The sequence below is a fragment of the Candidatus Cloacimonadota bacterium genome, from assembly GCA_012516855.1.
In the GTDB taxonomy this organism is placed as follows: domain Bacteria; phylum Cloacimonadota; class Cloacimonadia; order Cloacimonadales; family Cloacimonadaceae; genus Syntrophosphaera.
Genome location: JAAYWB010000110.1, coordinates 1 through 16934 on the forward strand (window position 1 = coordinate 1; position 16934 = coordinate 16934).

The 16934-nt window shown below is 53.5% G+C and carries 20 protein-coding genes; 14 read left to right on the plus strand and 6 right to left on the minus strand.

The genetic code is table 11. The features are described from left to right. Nucleotides 1-194 (minus strand): carboxypeptidase M32 (locus GX466_09090; protein ID NLH94350.1); only part of this gene is annotated, 194 nt, incomplete at its 3' end. Nucleotides 195-211: 17 nt separating this feature from the next. Next, nucleotides 212-1153, minus strand: a complete 942-nt coding sequence (locus tag GX466_09095; protein ID NLH94351.1) for a hypothetical protein — start codon at nt 1151-1153, stop codon at nt 212-214. A gap of 122 nt (nt 1154-1275) precedes the next feature. On the opposite strand from GX466_09095, the gene GX466_09100 reads away from it, so the two are divergent. From GX466_09100 to GX466_09115, 4 genes are all read left to right on the plus strand, one after another. Further along, nucleotides 1276-1890 carry a DUF3109 family protein gene (locus GX466_09100; protein NLH94352.1) on the plus strand — a complete coding sequence of 205 codons (615 nt, stop codon included), beginning with the start codon at nt 1276-1278 and terminating at the stop codon, nt 1888-1890. Between the two features lie 102 nt (nt 1891-1992). Further along, nucleotides 1993-3162 carry a L,D-transpeptidase gene (locus GX466_09105; protein ID NLH94353.1) on the plus strand — a complete coding sequence of 390 codons (1170 nt, stop codon included), beginning with the start codon at nt 1993-1995 and terminating at the stop codon, nt 3160-3162. A 93-nt stretch (nt 3163-3255) separates the two neighbouring features. Continuing rightward, on the plus strand, nt 3256-4038 hold the full coding sequence (locus tag GX466_09110; GenBank protein ID NLH94354.1) for a hypothetical protein: 783 nt from the start codon (nt 3256-3258) through the stop codon (nt 4036-4038). A gap of 127 nt (nt 4039-4165) precedes the next feature. Next, nucleotides 4166-5065: a hypothetical protein gene (locus GX466_09115; protein NLH94355.1), complete on the plus strand. Its 900-nt coding sequence runs from the start codon at nt 4166-4168 to the stop codon at nt 5063-5065. 68 nt (nt 5066-5133) lie between these two features. Here GX466_09115 and GX466_09120 read toward each other — a convergent pair whose 3' ends face one another. Together GX466_09120 and gmk are read right to left on the minus strand one after the other, a co-directional pair. Then, nucleotides 5134-5910 carry a rhomboid family intramembrane serine protease gene (locus GX466_09120; GenBank protein NLH94356.1) on the minus strand — a complete coding sequence of 259 codons (777 nt, stop codon included), beginning with the start codon at nt 5908-5910 and terminating at the stop codon, nt 5134-5136. Further along, a complete protein-coding gene (gene gmk / locus GX466_09125; protein ID NLH94357.1) occupies nt 5910-6533 on the minus strand; it encodes a guanylate kinase in 624 nt (207 codons plus the stop codon). Before gmk ends, GX466_09120 begins: the two co-directional genes overlap by 1 nt. 83 nt (nt 6534-6616) lie before the next feature. Between gmk and GX466_09130 the strand changes: the two genes are divergently transcribed. Continuing rightward, nucleotides 6617-6982: a zinc ribbon domain-containing protein gene (locus tag GX466_09130; GenBank protein ID NLH94358.1), complete on the plus strand. Its 366-nt coding sequence runs from the start codon at nt 6617-6619 to the stop codon at nt 6980-6982. Between the two features lie 38 nt (nt 6983-7020). Here the strand turns inward: GX466_09130 and GX466_09135 are convergent, their stop codons facing one another. Continuing rightward, nucleotides 7021-8316: a hypothetical protein gene (locus tag GX466_09135; protein NLH94359.1), complete on the minus strand. Its 1296-nt coding sequence runs from the start codon at nt 8314-8316 to the stop codon at nt 7021-7023. Between the two features lie 21 nt (nt 8317-8337). On the opposite strand from GX466_09135, the gene GX466_09140 reads away from it, so the two are divergent. Genes GX466_09140 through GX466_09150 form a run of 3 tightly spaced genes read left to right on the plus strand, consistent with a single transcriptional unit; the run spans nt 8338 to nt 11660 of the window. Then, nucleotides 8338-9747 (plus strand): efflux RND transporter periplasmic adaptor subunit, encoded by a 1410-nt coding sequence (locus GX466_09140; GenBank protein ID NLH94360.1) that lies wholly within the window; start codon nt 8338-8340, stop codon nt 9745-9747. Nucleotides 9748-9756: 9 nt separating this feature from the next. Further along, nucleotides 9757-10437: an ABC transporter ATP-binding protein gene (locus GX466_09145; protein ID NLH94361.1), complete on the plus strand. Its 681-nt coding sequence runs from the start codon at nt 9757-9759 to the stop codon at nt 10435-10437. Continuing rightward, on the plus strand, nt 10434-11660 hold the full coding sequence (locus GX466_09150) for an FtsX-like permease family protein (protein ID NLH94362.1): 1227 nt from the start codon (nt 10434-10436) through the stop codon (nt 11658-11660). The genes GX466_09145 and GX466_09150 overlap by 4 nt, the downstream gene beginning before the upstream one ends. Before the next feature lie 75 nt (nt 11661-11735). Here GX466_09150 and GX466_09155 read toward each other — a convergent pair whose 3' ends face one another. Continuing rightward, entirely contained in the window at nt 11736-11933 is a 198-nt protein-coding gene (locus tag GX466_09155) for a PspC domain-containing protein (protein ID NLH94363.1), read from the minus strand. 126 nt (nt 11934-12059) lie between these two features. Here GX466_09155 and GX466_09160 point away from each other — a divergent pair, with 126 nt between their 5' ends. The 6 genes from GX466_09160 to tatC form a co-directional block, all read left to right on the plus strand. Further along, the gene (locus GX466_09160; GenBank protein ID NLH94364.1) at nt 12060-12335 is read left to right on the plus strand and encodes a hypothetical protein; all 276 of its coding nucleotides are present in this window, start codon (nt 12060-12062) and stop codon (nt 12333-12335) included. Between the two features lie 51 nt (nt 12336-12386). Continuing rightward, complete coding sequence (locus GX466_09165) at nt 12387-13307, plus strand: DMT family transporter (protein ID NLH94365.1); 921 nt, start codon at nt 12387-12389, stop codon at nt 13305-13307. A gap of 118 nt (nt 13308-13425) precedes the next feature. Beyond that, nucleotides 13426-14454, plus strand: a complete 1029-nt coding sequence (locus GX466_09170) for a transposase (protein ID NLH94366.1) — start codon at nt 13426-13428, stop codon at nt 14452-14454. 89 nt (nt 14455-14543) lie between these two features. Next, the gene (locus GX466_09175; GenBank protein NLH94367.1) at nt 14544-15029 is read left to right on the plus strand and encodes a DUF3597 domain-containing protein; all 486 of its coding nucleotides are present in this window, start codon (nt 14544-14546) and stop codon (nt 15027-15029) included. 240 nt (nt 15030-15269) lie between these two features. Then, nucleotides 15270-16064: a DUF1684 domain-containing protein gene (locus tag GX466_09180; protein ID NLH94368.1), complete on the plus strand. Its 795-nt coding sequence runs from the start codon at nt 15270-15272 to the stop codon at nt 16062-16064. A gap of 253 nt (nt 16065-16317) precedes the next feature. Continuing rightward, nucleotides 16318-16934: twin-arginine translocase subunit TatC (gene tatC / locus GX466_09185; GenBank protein NLH94369.1), on the plus strand; the 617-nt coding region annotated here is incomplete at its 3' end.

The following is a 16934-nucleotide window of genomic DNA, read 5'->3' on the forward strand; positions in this document are numbered from 1 at the left end:
AGCAGTTCTCCCATCTCGTTGCAAGTGAACTTCTGATGCGCCAGGCTGGCGATCGTTTCCAGGATATCTCCGCGGTCTTCTCCGCCACCGCGCGGCATATACACCTGCTGGTCCCACCCCAACACGGCTTCCGCGTGTCCCAGGTCGGTGACTTCCATGATCATGCGCTTAAACCGCTCTACCTTTTTTTGCATCATCTCTCCTGTCATGTTCAGGCGACTTTCCAGCGCAGGGGTTTGCCGGCAAGCGCGTTGAGGATTTCTTCCGCGATATCGTTGGCCGCGCGCGCCTGGGCTTCAACAGTCTGTGCGCCAATATGGGGTGAATCGATCACGTGCGGGTGCGCCACCAGCTCGGTCGCCCCAGGGGGTTCGTTCGCGAACACATCCAGCGCAGCGCCCGCAGCGTGACCTGAGTTTAAAGCAGCCAGCAGCGCTTCTTCATCAATAACCCCACCGCGCGCGGCGCACACAATGTAAACACCCGCTTTGGTTTTGGCAAGGGCTTCAGCGTTCAGCAAATTGCGTGAATCAGCTGTGAGAGGCATGTGCATGGTGATCATATCAGCAGCCGCGAGCAATTCATCCAGGCTCACCGGTTCACCACCGCGCTTCTTGATTTCTTCGGCTGAAACCAGCGGGTCATAAGCCAGGATTTTCATTTCGAAGGCTTTGGCGCGCGTTGCCACGGCTGAGCCAATGCGCCCGAAACCAATCACACCGAGGGTTTTGCCAAATAGCTCGCGCCCTTCGAATTCTTTTTTCAACCATTTACCCGCTTTCATTGAAGCATCAGCGCGTGGAAGTTCACGGACAAGGCTCAACATCAAGCTCAGGGTCAGCTCGGCAACTGCCACGGTAGTGGCCAACGGAGAATTCACTACGGTCACCTGGTACGCTTTCGCGGCAGCCAGGTCGATGTTATCCACCCCAACGCCTGCCCTGCCCACCACTTTTAAATGGGGCGCGGCAGCCAACACCGACTCCGTCACCTTGGTGCGACCGCGAACGATCAGGGCGTCATACTGCCCCACGACCTTTAAGAGGTCCTCCGCGCTGATCCCTGATTGGTCTGTTACCTCTGCCGCAGACCGCAAGATCTCTTTTCCGTTCTCTTCCAATCCATCCGTCAACAGCACCTTCCAGGCAGCCATTCTTACTCCTTGTTTTTGTATAGACTGTTGGGGGAAAACCCCCATCCATTTTACCTTATTTCATTAACAGCGCCTTTTTTTGATGAGAATTTCGCGCATTTTGGAGGTGGTACAATCTGCTCATGGACGCTACCACGAAAAAAGCGCTCAGCCGCGTTAACCCGCGGTTGCTTCAATCGGAAGCCATTCAGCGCTGCAGCCTTGCAGATTGCAAAGGCGCCTGCTGCGTCTTTGGCGTGTGGGTAGACCTGCGCGAGGTCGATGATATTATGCGCAACGCTGCCATCATCCTGCCGCATATGCCGCCGGACTGCCGCGTACCCGGCGAGTGGTTTGCCGCGGTGGAAGACAGAGATAAGCGCAGCCCAAGCAGTCGGGTCATCCATACAGCGGTAGAAAACCGGGCTGAGCATTACCAGGGAACCGCCTGCGTTTTCTGCCTCGCGGATGGCAAATGCGCGCTGCAGGTGGCGGCGCTGGCAAATAACCTGCATCCCTGGCGTTTTAAACCATTTTATTGTGTGCTGCACCCCCTCGACCTGGATGAAGAAGGCAGGATCACGTTAGACGCCGCAGAAGATATGGTGAACGAGCAGGGAAGTTGCCTGAGACGCGCGCCCAAACCCATCCCGTTACTCGATACCTTCGAGCCGGAGCTGAAATATCTGCTGGGTGAACAGACTTTTTCCTGCCTTAAGCAGTTCACTTCACGAAACACCGAAGATGAGCCGGAGTAAGACCGCCAAGCTTTGCCATGGGTGGGGGAAAAACCGTGATAGGTTGAACAGATCTTTTTAAGATAAAATATATCTGAATATGATGATTCGAGGAATTGTGCATTGAAACCAAGACTGAGCCTTGCCGTGTTGATCCTCACCGCCGTTTTCGCTGCTTTGTTTGCGCGGGTACAGGGGGTTTCCGCGCTCACTTCCCCCGGTAAAAGTGAAGCTGATAGCGCCCTGTGCCTGCCCGAGACAAGCGAAGAACTGATGAACGGCTGCCTGAAAGCCGGCCCGGCCGCGCGCCTTGAAGAACTGGCCGCCAGGGGAATCCCCCCGCAGGGACGGCAGCTGTTCGCCTCGCGGACGCCGTATGAACTCGGCGCCACACCCTTCTCTTACGCCAAACTGGTCGATGACCAGGAAATTCCCCTGTACGCCACGCTCGCTGACGTCGAAAGTGGTAAGCCCAGCAACGTCCTGCCAAAAAGCCGTACCAAATACGTGGCGTTAATGAACAGCGCTGAGACCTCGCGTGGTCGTTTCTTTCAGATCGCCACTACCGAATGGGTGAGCGTGGAGCTCGCCAAGAAAGTCGCGGCGACCAACTTCCAGGGATACATTCTTAAAGAAAGTCCGGATTTTTCCTTTGGCTGGATCATCAATGAAACGACCAGCCGCGCTGGTCCTGGTTACGAATACCCCGAAACCGGTGTGAACTACTGGCGGCTGGACCCCGTTATGGTTTATGACTCTGCAGTGGTCAACGAGACCGAATGGGTGATGATCGGCTATAACGAGTGGGTGGAACACCGGGTTATATCGCGCGTCATTCCCAACTATCAGCGCCCCGCAGGCGTGCCAGTTGACAAGTGGATTGAGATCAACCTGTATGAAAACACGCTGACCGCATATGAAAATGGTCAGATGGTTTTTGCCACCCTCATCGCCTCAGGAGTCAACCCTTTCTTCACCCAGCCCGGGGTGTTCCAGATTTACAAAAAACTGGAATCCGACCCCATGAGCGGTTCTTTCGAAGTCGACCGCTCCGATTACTACTACCTGGAAGAAGTACCTTACATCATGTATTATGACAAAGCCCGCGCGATCCACGGTGCTTACTGGCAGCCGTTCCTCGGCTACCAGAACTCGCATGGATGCGTCAATCTCAGCGTGGCAGACGCGCACTGGATGTTCAACTGGGCGAACGATGGCGACTATGTGTACGTGTGGGATCCATCAGGGAAAATCCCGACCGACCCCAGCTTCTACGGAGACGGTGGATTTTAGGGCTTTCTTCTTTAGTGATGACTCATTTCTTCAAAGAACAGTCAGCCGACGTTCAACCTCATAAAGTTGCCTCTTGAACACAAGAAGGATAAAATGAAAATAAAAAAATGGGTTTTCATCGCCGCGATCACCGCCCTGGTGAGCGTGGGCGGCAGCGCCTGCGCACCAGCTGCAGCAATCGAAAGCACTCCTCAACCAACACAAACCCCTTATGTGATCGTGGTAACTCCTACAGCAGCGGAGGTTTCTGCCACACCTGAGCCTACCGAACCCCTTGCCGCGCCCGATGCGGAAACACCCCGGGGTGAAGAACCGCCCAAGTACTTCCGTGAAGAATTCGATGGAGGTCTTGACGATTTTGAACAGATATTATGGACAGGGCGTTTCGGTAAAGATAAGATTTACACCGAAGATGGAAAATTAAAGGTGCGCCTCAACGCGATGTACCTTGCGCCTTACCTCACCTATGACCCGTACACTTACACGGATGTGCGCCTGGAAGTAAGCGCTGAAAACCTGGCATATAACGACAACCACATCACCCTGGTGTGCCGCTACGATGAAGAATTAGGCTGGTACGAGTTCAATATCAGCAGCAATGGGCTCTTCCGTATCAATTACTACGACAACACGCTCGTTAAAGGTCACGTGAAGTTATGGAACGGCGGTTCCAACGACATTAAAATGGGCAGGCAGATCAACAAGATCACCGCAGAGTGCATTGGTACTCAACTCTCGTTGTATGTAAACGATGTGCTCCTCAAAACCGTAGAGCACAAAGACCTGAGAGAAGGGCGCGTAGGGCTGGGCGTATCCTCTTTTAACCAATTCCCGGTGAACGTGGACTTTGAGTATTTCGATATCAGTCAACCGTAATTGTCCAGCACCTCAGAAGACCTGACATGCCAATGCATGGTGCGGATGGGGCTTGAAATAAAAGAAATCTCGTGTACTATATAAGTACCATCCAAAATTAGATAAGTAAGACAACAAGGAGAAAGCGATGAATAAAAAAGCGTTCATCTCATTGATGATGATTGCCCTGGCTTTGACCTTGCTCGTCTCCGCCTGTGGCAATTCCAAAGGAGCAGCCACAACCGAACCCCCTCAGGTCATCATCATCACTGCCACACCCGAATCTCCTCAGGTCATTATAATCACTGCTACATCCGAGGAAATGGCCCCGCCGATAGTGGCAACTGAACCTCCCGCCGCCCCGCCAACGGAGCCACCAGATGCGGCAACTAGACCAACGCCGCCATTTGGATACGAACCAACGCCGTTCATAGCAGAAGACAGCGCGCAAGGAGAACGGTACTTCCTGGATGAATTTGATAATGGGTTGGACCAGTACGACCACTTCATTTACGACATCACTGTAAAAGTAAATAAAATTTTTAAAGAAAACGAAGAACTTGAAAAGAAAATCAAAGTCGAGCTTGAAGACGGTACTATTGAATTCAATATCGAGCGGTACTATCTCAACTACTATATGATTTATCGACCCCAGGTTTATGAGGATGTGAAAATCTCTGTTGAGGTCGAAAACCTGGGTTTCCCTGCCAGCCAAGCAGCATTGGTCTGCCGGTATGATGAGGAACTTGGCTGGTATGAACTCATTGTGAGCAACACAGGGAGATGGAGGCTGTATTATTTTGATAAACCCCTGGTGAAATGGAACTTCTTATCGGATGGCGGCGCTGAAAAGTTCCACTACGGCAAAGACACCAATAAATACACCCTTGAATGCAAGGGCAAAGAGCTCTCAGTTTACATCAATGATGTCTTTTCTCAAACCGTGACCAATAAAAACCTCAAGAAGGGCAAGGTGGGTTTTTCAATCCAGGCACCCAAGTCTTGGACCACCATGAACGTTCCCTGGTTTGAGGTCAGCGAACCATAAGACCAGCGTATCAACCAAAAAAGCGGGGAGTCCAACTCCCCGCTTTTTGTTGCAAAAGTTCCCGCTTCTCAGTCTCCGGTAATGAACCTGCTAATCACCATAGCGCTAAACAGGCCCGCGGAAAGCAGGATCCCCCACAGTAAGCCGCCGCTCAACCTGGAATCTTGGAGTTCGTAACCGGTGGATGTTTGTTGTACCAGCAGCAGCGGCCCAGCCATCCAGGCAAACAACGCCCCTCCAGCCAGCCCGCCCAGGTGCCCCCAGTTATCAATCCCTGGTTGCAATCCGATGAGCAGATTCACAACCACGATCAGCACCAGGTTTGAAAGCATGGCGCGCGCCCGCGAACCGAACAACCTCCTGTTGCGGTAAATAAAAACGCCTTCGGCAGCCACCAGCCCGAACACCGCCGTTGAAGCGCCCAGCGAAGGGTTTGGCGAGAGCAGGAAAGAGAGCGAATTGCCGCAAAAAGACCCGATGATATAGAGCACCAGGAACCTGCCATGGCCGTAGTAACGCTCCAATGAACTGCCCAGCGAGAACAAGGCGTACATATTAAAAGCGATGTGCAGCAGGCTGCCGTGCAGCAGCGCGGGGGTCACCAGCCGCCACAGCTCGCCGCGCAGGATATAGGCATTGATCTTCCCGCCGAGCAGGAAAGGCCAATCAACGCCGTCGTGGCTTGTGGATTGAGAGAGCAACTGTAACAGGAACACCGCAATCGTGATGCCAATGAGCCCATAGGTCACCCATGGTTTTCTAACCGGCAGCCTTACTGTAACAGGCGTCCCCACCGGCGGTGGCTGAGGCTGCTGTTCTTCCTGAGAGCCCGCGAAGCGTTCCATCAGAGGATACGGCGGTGTTTCACCGCCATATGTTCGGTTTTAATAATGGAAACCACGTCATCCACCGCCTTTTCGATCTGTCCATCCGGGTTCACCACCACATAATCGAACAACCCGATCTGTTTTACTTCTTCACGGGCTTTCGCCACGCGCAGCCGCAGGTCATCTGCTGACTCAGTGCCGCGCCGCGTTAGCCGTTGGTACCATTCATCAAAAGACCCAGGAACGATAAAAATCAGCACGGCCTGCGGATACTGCTTGCGCAAGGTTCTGGCGCCTTGCACGTCCACGCGTGCCACCACATCCTTGCCGCTCGCCAACGCTTCTTCTATTTGATGGCGCGGAATCCCCTTAAGATCAGAATATACCACGGCGTGCTCGGCGAACCAGCCTTCGGCTTGCCGGGTTTTAAATTCATCTGGGGTGAAGAAAAAATAGTCCTTCCCATCCACCTCTCCTGCGCGTGGCGCGCGTGTGGTGGCAGTGATCACCACATGCAGCGGTAAGTCGCGCTGCTTCAGCCCTCTGATCACGCTGTCTTTACCGACCCCTGAAGTGCCGGATATAACGATGAACAAGGGCTGCGGGTGGATTAGGTCAAAAGACACCTCTTCAGAAGACATGCTGAACCTCTCAGGGGAATTTTTACACAGTTCTGATATGCTGTGATTATAATGGATAATGTCAGTAATCAACTGAGGTAGCTATGCCGATCTATGATTTTCGTTGTTCCAGTTGCAAGCAGCGTTTTGAAGTGTTCCTCACCTACGCGGAATATGACCACCATCAGACCGCCTGCCCCAGTTGCGGTTCCACTGACCTGCAACGTGTGATCCGTAAGGTGCGCGTCGCGCGCGGAGATGCAGGACGCCTGGAGTCGTTGGCCAACGACAGCGACCTGGATATGATTGACCATGATCCCAAAGCGCTGGGGCGCATGATGCGGGAGATGAAAAACGAGGTAGGGGCAGATGACCTTCCGGGTGAGTTCGATGAGGTGGTCAGCCGGTTGGAAAAAGGGCAAACCCCCGAGGAGATCGAGCGCGATTTACCAGAACTGGGGGAAGAATGATCACGCCTTTCAGTCTTTCCCTGCGAGGCACGTAGCGCTCAGTGCGCGAGCGCTTTCTGCAGGTCAGTAAAAGAGTTCATCCAGGCGATGCGGCGCAAAAAGAGCGCCAGTGAACCCGCCTGCTCTCTCAACGCGCGCACTGCCGGACCTACCGGGTCTTCTCCGACTGCCCCGCCAGGCATATCCGCATAAGCGCCATGAAAGGCAAAGTAAGCCTGGTTCAGTTTGCGGATCATATAGCCGTGCTCCACGAAGACCACGCGGCGCTGCTCCATATATTCTTCGGCTTCTTCCACCTTGCCCTGCGCCAGTAATTCATCCACCCTTACGCGGGTTTTGTGCATCTCCTGACGAAAATCAAACTCGTTCACGGCAGTTCTTTTTAACCACGCTTTCGGCGTTTTGTTTTCGCCCGTGTCATCATCAGCATAGTAGCGCCGCATCACTTCGCGGCTGATCTCCTTCCCAACAATCGAAGCAGCGGTCTCGTTCATGGTGCGCAGCTCAGCCGTGGTGTCATAGTTCCAACCCAGGGGATGCAGGGTCAGGTAATTATGCGTCCACTCGTGGGCGATGGTGTCAAGCGTCCATTCGATATTCGAAGAACGCTGCACCATGGTGGGGTATACGCCAATCCCGCCTACATCCACCACCAGCGCCGAAGCATTCATATAAGACGACACATTTTCTTCAAGCCTGGTGATGTCTTCCAATCCCAGGTCAGCCAGCAGGGAGATGTTGACTTCCTGGCGAATCGAATCGCGCGGAGATACGATCAGGGCTTTTGGAAGCGGCGAAGAATGAAAAAGCACCGGGGGGAGCGGCTGCGCCAGAAAACCAATCCCCTCGTCTGCCATCACGCTGGCAACTTGGAATTGCAAGATGGCTTCCACCAATGGGGATAGACCATCCAGCGACTGTTGCAGCGCGTGCTGCTGCCTGATCAGTTCAGCGGCGGCTGCCGCGGCATCACTGATGGCAGGGTCTGCGTATACCAGTTCCACCCTCGCCTGCACAACTTCCAACGCCTGCACAAGCGTAAAGTAGCGCTTCACCAACCGGGTTTGCTGTTCCTGCGGCAGTCTTTGAACGGGGTTTAACAGCGCTTGAGAGGCCTTTTGCCCTGACGCATTTGCCAACCAGGCGATATAATCATATTCGATATAGGCAGTGAACAGCCGCGCCTGGTCCAGCGGATCCGCTAAAGAAACAACCGAGCCGCATAACAACACCATCATCATCAATAGCGGGACCGCAATCCCGGTATATTTACGCCAGGTCATGCGCAAATTATACCTGTTCACGCTGAGCGCATTATCATTAAGAGAAGGCATTAAGTTCCTATGAAAAAAAGTTTGACAAAAAAAACCATCCTGTTCATCCTCCTCGGTCTCGCGGCTGCCGGTGTGATTGCCTACCTGGTGCTCAATACCCTCAGCGCCCGCAAAGCTGCCGTCGCCGAACTCCAGACAGTTGAAGTGACCAGGGGTGAACTGGTTGCCATTATCGGAGCCACCGGCACGGTTCGCGCCAACCAGAGCGCGGTGCTCGTCTGGCAAACCAGCGGCCGGGTTGGTACCATTCACGTGAAGACAGGTGAAAAAGTTGCTGGCGAGACCATCCTGGCAGAACTTGTCGAATCCTCACTGCCGCAAAATATCATTTTGGCCCAGGCAGACCTGGTGGAAGCCCAACGCGCACTCGATAACCTGCTGGATTCCAACCTGAGCCAGGCGCGGGCGCAATTAAGCCTGGCCAACGCCAAAGACGCTTACGAACGCGCCGTATGGTCAAGCTGGCATGGAGATACTGCCCGTACCACCAACCAGAATAAGATCGACGCAGCCCAGGCTGCAGTGACCCTGGCTCGCGACCGGGTGAACACCGCTGAGGAAAACTACGACAAAGTGGATGAACGCGATGATGACGACCCGCTGAAGGCCAACGCGCTCAGCACGCTGGCCAACGCGCGTGAAAGCCTGGATAAAGCCATCAAAGACCTCGATTACCTGGTGCAGAACCCCAATGAAAAAGAAATCGCCATATCAGAGGGCAAGGTTGCGGTAGCGCTGGCGGAATATGAAGACGCCCAACGCGAATGGGAACGCCTGAAGGACGGGGCGGACCCCAACGATATCGCCGCGGCCAAGGCTCGTATCGCGGCGATTAAGGCCACCATGGCGCTGGCGCATATTTCCGCCCCCTTTGGCGGCACGGTCACCGAGGTCAATATCATGCCCGGTGACCTGGTTACCAGCGGAGGGGTGGCTTTCAGACTGGATGACCTCTCTCATCTGCTGGTGGACGTGCAGGTTCCCGAGGTGGACATCAACCGTGTCGTGGTCGGTCAGCCTGTTGAGCTGACCTTCGACGCCATTAACAACCAGGCTTACCAGGGCAAGGTGAACCGTGTGGCCCGGGTAGGCACGATTGAATCCGGGCTGGTCAATTTTAAGGTCACGGTCGAGATACTCAACCCTGATGAGCAGGTGCTGCCCGGGATGACCGCTGGGGTGAACATCATCGTCAGCCAGCTGGAAGATGTGTTGACCGTCCCCAACCGCGCAATCCGCCTGGTAAATAACCATCCAGTGGTCTACATCCTGAAGAACAACATCCCCACTGAAGTGAGCATCACCATTGGCGCCTCTTCAGATTCGATGAGCGAAATCCTCTCAGGGGACCTTAAAGAAGGGGATAAGGTCATTCTCAACCCGCCTTCCTCCTTTATGGATGTGCATTTCAGCGGAAGACCGCCTTTCTAAGGCACCTTTATGGAACCCGTCATTCAAACGCATGAACTGACCAAAATTTACCAGCTTGGCGAAGTGTCCGTGCACGCCCTCGCGGGGGTCAGTATCACCATCGACCGCGGCGAGATCGTCGCCATTATGGGTCCCTCGGGCTCAGGCAAGTCCACGTTGATGAACCTGCTGGGCTGCCTTGACCGACCCAGCAGCGGCACTTACACGCTGGATGGAGAAGAGGTTGCCCAACTGGATGACGACCATCTGGCAAACATCCGCAACCGCAAAGTAGGGTTTGTCTTTCAGAGCTTTAACCTGCTGCCCCGGCAAAGCGCGATCGAAAATGTAGAGCTGCCCATGCGTTACGCGGGGGTGACAAAAGAGAAGCGCGAGCGGGCGATCGCCGCGCTTGAATCGGTTGGCTTGGCTGACCGTATGCACCACCGCCCGCCCGAACTCTCCGGCGGGCAGCAGCAACGCGTGGCCATCGCCAGGGCGCTGGTGAACAACCCCGCCATCTTGATGGCTGACGAGCCTACCGGCAACCTTGATTCTCGTTCCGGTCAGGAGATCATGGAATTGCTGTTGAAATTGAACCAGAATTCAGGCACAACGTTGATCATCGTCACGCACGATCAGGGCGTGGCTTCCAACACTCAGCGTGTCATCCGCTTAAAAGATGGCCTGGTAGAGGGAGATACGCCATGAACCTCTGGCAGGCGATCGTGGAGGCGCTTGAAAGCCTGTATTCCAACAAGCTGCGCTCATTTCTGACCATACTGGGAATTGTCATTGGCGTCGGCGCGGTCATCGCTATGATGGCAGTTGGCGCTGGCGCGCAGGAAACCATCACCGGTTCCATCAGCGGCATCGGCAGCAACCTGCTATTCGTGATTCGCGGTAATCCTACTGTAGAGCTCACCCGCATCGAGCCCCTCACCAGTGAAGACGCAGAAGCCTTCCTTGACCAGTTCCAGGCGCCATCCGTAGCGGGTGTGGCGCCTGTGGTAAATGGGTCACTCGTGGTCAGCACGGCTGGTGAATCCACCCGAACGACCGTTTACGGGGTGACCCCTGCCTATCAACAGATAAGAAATTACGGGTTAACAGAAGGCGTTTTTATTTCTGAAGAACAGCTGCTGGGCAGGTCTTCTGTGGCGCTCATCGGTCCAGACACCGCTGAAAAACTCTTCGGGCGGCGTGAAGGGTTGGTCGGCGAAACCCTGCGCATCGAAGGGCAGCCCTTCCGCGTGATAGGTTTATTAGAGACGAAAGGCGGCTCATCTTTCGGCTCACAAGATGACCTGCTCATCATCCCTCTCAGCACCGCGCAGGCGCGCCTCATCCGCCACCCTGATAACCGCCTGGATATGATCCTCGTGCAGGTTATCTCGCCCGAACTGACCACGCAGGCAACTGAAGAGATCGCTCAAATCCTGCGCAGCCGCCACCGTACGCGTATTGGGCAGGATGACTTCACCATTTTTTCGCAAGATGATTTTGTAGACCTGGCCAAGACCATCACCGGTGTGCTCACTATCTTCTTGGGTGGTATTGCCGGCATCTCGCTGCTAGTCGGCGGCATCGGCATTATGAATATAATGCTGGTTTCGGTAACAGAACGCACCCGCGAAATTGGGCTGCGCAAAGCCCTCGGCGCGCGTAAAAAGGATATCCTGATCCAGTTCCTCACTGAATCCTCGTTGTTGAGCCTTTTTGGCGGCATTATCGGCATCGGGCTCGGGTGGCTGATTTCTTATGTGGTCGGGCGTATCGCGGTGGCCAACAACACCCCTTTCACCCCCCAGGTCAGCCTGGATGCCATCCTGCTGGCGACGCTTTTCTCCACCGCGGTGGGATTATTCTTCGGTCTTTATCCGGCAAACCGCGCGGCCAACCTGGAGCCGGTAGAAGCCCTGCGCCACGAATAACGCCGCAGACTGAGCCAGCGAACGAAGCCTGGAGCGGTAACAGCCTGGTTCTTTTCTTCTGGCTGGGCTAACAGTTTATAAAGGCTCTTCAGGGATCACGATCAACAGGATGAGGTACGCCAGCAGCGTGCCGCCCACAAAGAGTAAACCCAGCACAAACAACAGCCGCACAAGCGTGGGGTCAATACCAAAATATTCGCCCAGCCCGCCGCAGACCCCGCCAATCTTGCGGTCAACCCTCGAGCGGTAAAGCTTTTTTGTGTTGTTATCCATATTCATCTCCTGTGATATCCTTCATGTTGTTTACGCTTCACCGGTTAGAAAGTTGCAGCGCTGAAGAGAGGGTTGAATCGTGTACAATAGAATAGCCCGGTGAAGATGCCCGCTGAAGGAGGAAATATGGCTGAAAAAACACAGGCTGAGAAACATCAGATCATTCATCTACTTCAACAAATTCCGTTCGACGAGACTGAAAAAGCTTTATGGATGGAAAACGTGGAAGAAAATGGCGTTACAGAGGAACTTCTGGACGAAATGCACACAAAGCTGTTGGCGCTCCCGCAGGAAAAGTTTGCCAGCGAATGGGTGAAAGCCAAATTATCGACCGATCTCGCCAGGGTCGCCCGTCAATGGCGCATGCAGCGCGCCAGCCGGCAATTCAAGCACAACCGCTAAAGAACCTGCCCTGCCACCCGGGCGCAAAATCCCGGGTGGCTTTTTCATTTTTTGGGTACAATCAACAAATCGATGAACCAAGACTCTGAAAAAATCAATTTGCGCGAAAGGCTGGTATCAGATACCTATCTACTGCTGGCCGCCATCATCTGGGGTGCTGGTTTTGTCGCCCAGCGTATGGCTTCATTTCACCTGGGCTTTAACGCGTTTAATGGTATTCGATTCTTGCTCGGCGGGTTGGTGCTGCTGTTATTTGTTTGGCGGCGTTTTCGCGCCTTCAAAGGTGGTTGGGGTTGGGTATTGCTTGCTGGAGGGGTGCTGTTTTCTGCCAGCTCGCTGCAACAGATTGGCATTGGCACCACTTCTGCCAGCACTGCCGGCTTCATCACCGGGACCTATGTGGTGCTCGTTCCTGTCCTGCTGGCGTTGTTCTGGCGTCAACGCACGCCAGTGGTCACCTGGGTTGCTGCGCTGGTAGCGCTCGCTGGTACCTACCTGTTAAGCACTGGCGGGACTGTGCTGATCCCCTCCACGGGCAGCCTCATCCTGCTGGCTGGCTCGGTGGTATGGGCGCTGCACGTGATCGTGGTGGGGCTGGCAGTGAAAAAAATCGACGTGCTTGTCTTTTCTGTGGGTCAGTTTTTGGTTTGCGGTTTGATCCACCTGGTAATGAGCATGTTCATTGAACCGGTGAGCATGCCCGCACTGCGCGCCAGCTGGCTGCCATTGCTATACTCATCTTTGTTCTCGGTCGTGCTGGGTTTCACCTTGCAGGCCATCGGGCAAAAGAAAGCCCCTTCAGCGGATGCCGCGCTCTTATTGAGCCTGGAAGCGGTGTTCGCCGCCATCACGGGTGTGCTTTTCTTGAACGAACAACTAAACCTGGTTCAGGTGATTGGATGCGTGGTCATCCTAGGCGCGATCCTTTTTGCACAACTGATCGTGCTCAAACAAAATCGAAAGCCTTTGTGATGGGCTTGAACGATTTTCTGAATAAGTTCAGATACATATGAGACAAAAAGGCTAGACAAAAAAGAGCATCGAGGTCATCCTTAAGGGTGACAAACCAAACAAAAGGAGAGAAGCCTCGATGCGCATACATTGTATCCCAAAAGAATTTTATTATCTAGCCAAATTCAAGCCAGTGATGTTATCAGCTGCGGCTGACCAACGAATGCAGAAGCTGAATCTATGGAATACCTTGAAAGAAAAGGGGGTTGGAGAAAAAGAGATCAGTTTACTGTTGCGGGTATCCCGAGCCACACGCTATAGATGGCGCAAGCGGTTTGAAGAAAAGGGACCCAAAGGATTGGAAGAGAAAAGTCGCAGGCCACACCGGGTACGACAACCCATGTGGTGGGGGACGGAACTATCCGAAGCGGTGTTGGAATTGCGAGAAGAATATCCGGGTTGGGGCAAGGACAAGATCGTAGTTTTATTGAAGCGACAAGGCTGGAAAACGTCGAGTTCTACAGTAGGAAGGATTCTAGTGGATCTAAAGCGGCGCGGGTTGCTGCATGAGCCACCCAGGGGGTTGGTGAAGATCAAGAAACGAAAACAAAGAAGGCCTTACGCCATCCGAAAACCAAAGAATTACGTGATCAATAAACCTGGAGACCTGATACAGGTGGATACCCTGGATGTGAGACCACTTGACGGCAGAATGATAAAACACTTCACAGCCAGAGATGTGATCAGCCGTTGGGATGTGTTGGAAGCTCATCAGCGCGCCACAGGTAACACTGCTGCTGAGTTCCTCGGTACCATCCTGGCTCGTATGCCCTTTCCAGTGAGAGCCATACAGGTCGATGGCGGAAGTGAATATCGGGCAGGTTTTGAGGAGGCTTGTCAGCGCTTAGGATTAAAGCTCTTTGTCCTGCCCCCTCATTCCCCTAAGCTAAACGGAAGAGTTGAACGCGCACATCGTACCCATTTGGAAGAGTTCTACGCAGTCATTCCAAAGAGCGCCCAAATTGACAGTCTAAACATCGAGTTATACAAGTGGGAACGGGTCTATAACCAGATCCGACCTCATCAGGCACTGGACTATCTCACCCCAGCCGAGTATATTAATAAATATCACCCAGAGGTAACCTCGGAAAAATCTCATATGTATTGAACGAGTACAAATATTAACTTTTCTTGCAAAAACCGTCTATAATTAACCCTAGTTGGGGTTCTGATTAAAATGAGTGGAAAGGAATAAAAATGGGAGTATTCTCTAAAATTCTCGACAAGTTGGGCATCAAGGGTAAGGAGGAAAAAGCAGCCGCTGCTGCACCTGCCGTAAAACCTGAAATCCCGAAGACCAGCGCGCTTAAACCAGGCGGCTCAGTGGCGAAGGATTCCCGCCCAGTGGCAGGGATGGTTGGAGCCGCAGGCTCCGGCTTTAAGCTCGATGCTTTCAAGCCGGGTGCCCCCGCGGCAGTCCCCATGGTGGATGTGGTCGCCAAACTTGAAAAACTGGCCGCCGCAAATCCAGAGAAACTTGATTGGAAGACGTCGATCGTAGACCTGATGAAACTCTTGGGCCTTGACAGCAGCCTTGCTGAACGCAAGGAACTGGCCAAGGAACTTGGCTGCCCAGAGGAAAAGATGGCTGATTCAGCCCAAATGAACATGTGGCTGCACAAAGTTGTCCTTCAGAAGATCGCGGACAACGGCGGCAACGTGCCGAAGGAACTGCTCGACTGAGTGAAGTATACCCATCCCACGATCCGGTTCTATTGATTTTTATCAAATGACCCGGAACCAGTATTCAATTGGGGTAAACAGAACCCGAAGAACCCCACAAGCCTATTGAATACGAGTGATCGGTACAAGCAGCAGGACTTAACCATCCTGCTGCTTCCTTTTCGATCACTCCTAAAAGTTAACGCTAAAAATAATACGCCTGAACGGTTACCCATGAAAACACACACCTCGTATGAGAAGATGATTCAGAGAGAACGCCGGAAGCGTGAACAGAACCTGCTGCAATCCCCCTTGAACTGGTTTTCACTGGTCGGGCTGTACCCGTTGCAAACGGGCGAAAACAGATTGGGTCATGGCTCAGGCTACACTATCCACATCCCGGAACTTGCCCAGGGCGCCGAAGCTTTGATCACCCTCACAGGAGATGAAATCTGGGTAGAGGTGGGCAGCCACTTTACGATTAATGGCGCTCCTGCTGCTGAACGCCAGCTGCGCACCGATAACGACGAAAATCCTGACTTGCTGGAATGCGCTTCGCTAGCCATGAGGGTCATTCAGCGCGGCAGGCTGTATTTTTTACGTGTTTGGGACCGTGATTCGCAGCGGCTGAAGAGTTTTCATGGCTTGAATTATTTCGCAGTCAACCCCGCCTGGCGAGTCTCAGCAGAATTCATCTTTTTTGACCCGCCCAGAGAGACGATCGTTCACACCGCCGTTGGTAGTGAAATGAGGGTCAGCATCCCAGGGAGTGCCCGCTTTCAAATGAGCGGCGTCAATTGCACGCTGCTGGGCCAAGCAGAGGGGGATGAACTGCTCTTCAGTTTCACAGACCTCACCAGGCAAGACGCCACCTACCCCGGCGGGCGCTACCTGGTCACCCGGCGGCCAGTTCACAACCGGCTGATACTGGATTTCAACCTAGCGTGGAACTGGCCCTGCGCGTACACTGCTTACGCCACCTGCCCCCTGCCGCCGCCAGAGAATCACCTGGCGATGCGCGTTGAAGCCGGCGAAAAACGCTATCATGATGAATAACACACTCACCTGACCGCACCCTGTTTGATTGCCAGTTGCACCCACTACTGAATTCACCGCGCCTGCAAGACGCGAAACCATTAAAATAATGACAACCCATAAAACCAGCCTGTTCGTCTGTTGTAACGGGCGTGCCACCGAATTCACCATCCACTTCCACAGGCTAGCGCTGATACGCTAAATACAGGGAAGTGTCCTTGTTCTGCCCTATAGCCCTGTTACAATTAACAGCTAAACGAAGGTTATTGGATAAATGGAACAAGAAACTTCTGGAATGAGCATATTGAGCCATGTGAATGAGCTGCGCAAGCGCCTGCTCATCAGCGTGATCGCCTTGGCGGTGGCCACTGTAATTGGCTTTGTCTTCAGCCGCCAACTGGCAGAGGTTCTGGCTGGTCCAATTGGCGGGCTCTCGGCGATGAAATCCATCGATGTAACCGAAAACGTGACCGCCTTTATGAAAATCTCGCTACTTGCTGGCGTGGTGCTGGCGCTACCAATCGTGGTGTACGAAATCTTCGCATTTGTTTTGCCGGGATTGAAACCAAACGAACGTAAGTGGGTATGGTTCATGATCCCCCTGGCGACCCTCTTTTTCGCTGCAGGCTTGGTTTTTGCCTACTTCGTTTTACTTCCCACTGCCCTGCCTTTCTTACTCAATTTTATGGGCATCGCCACTGCTCCCCGGCCCAGCACGTACTTTGGGTTTGTTTTAAACCTGCTCTTTTGGGTAGGATTGGCTTTTGAACTGCCGCTTATCGTTTTTCTGCTGGCGCGCATTGGGTTGATCACTGCCAAACAACTAGCCAGGCAATGGCGCATTGCCATCGTTGTCATCGCTATTCTGGCTGCGTTCATCACCCCCACCCC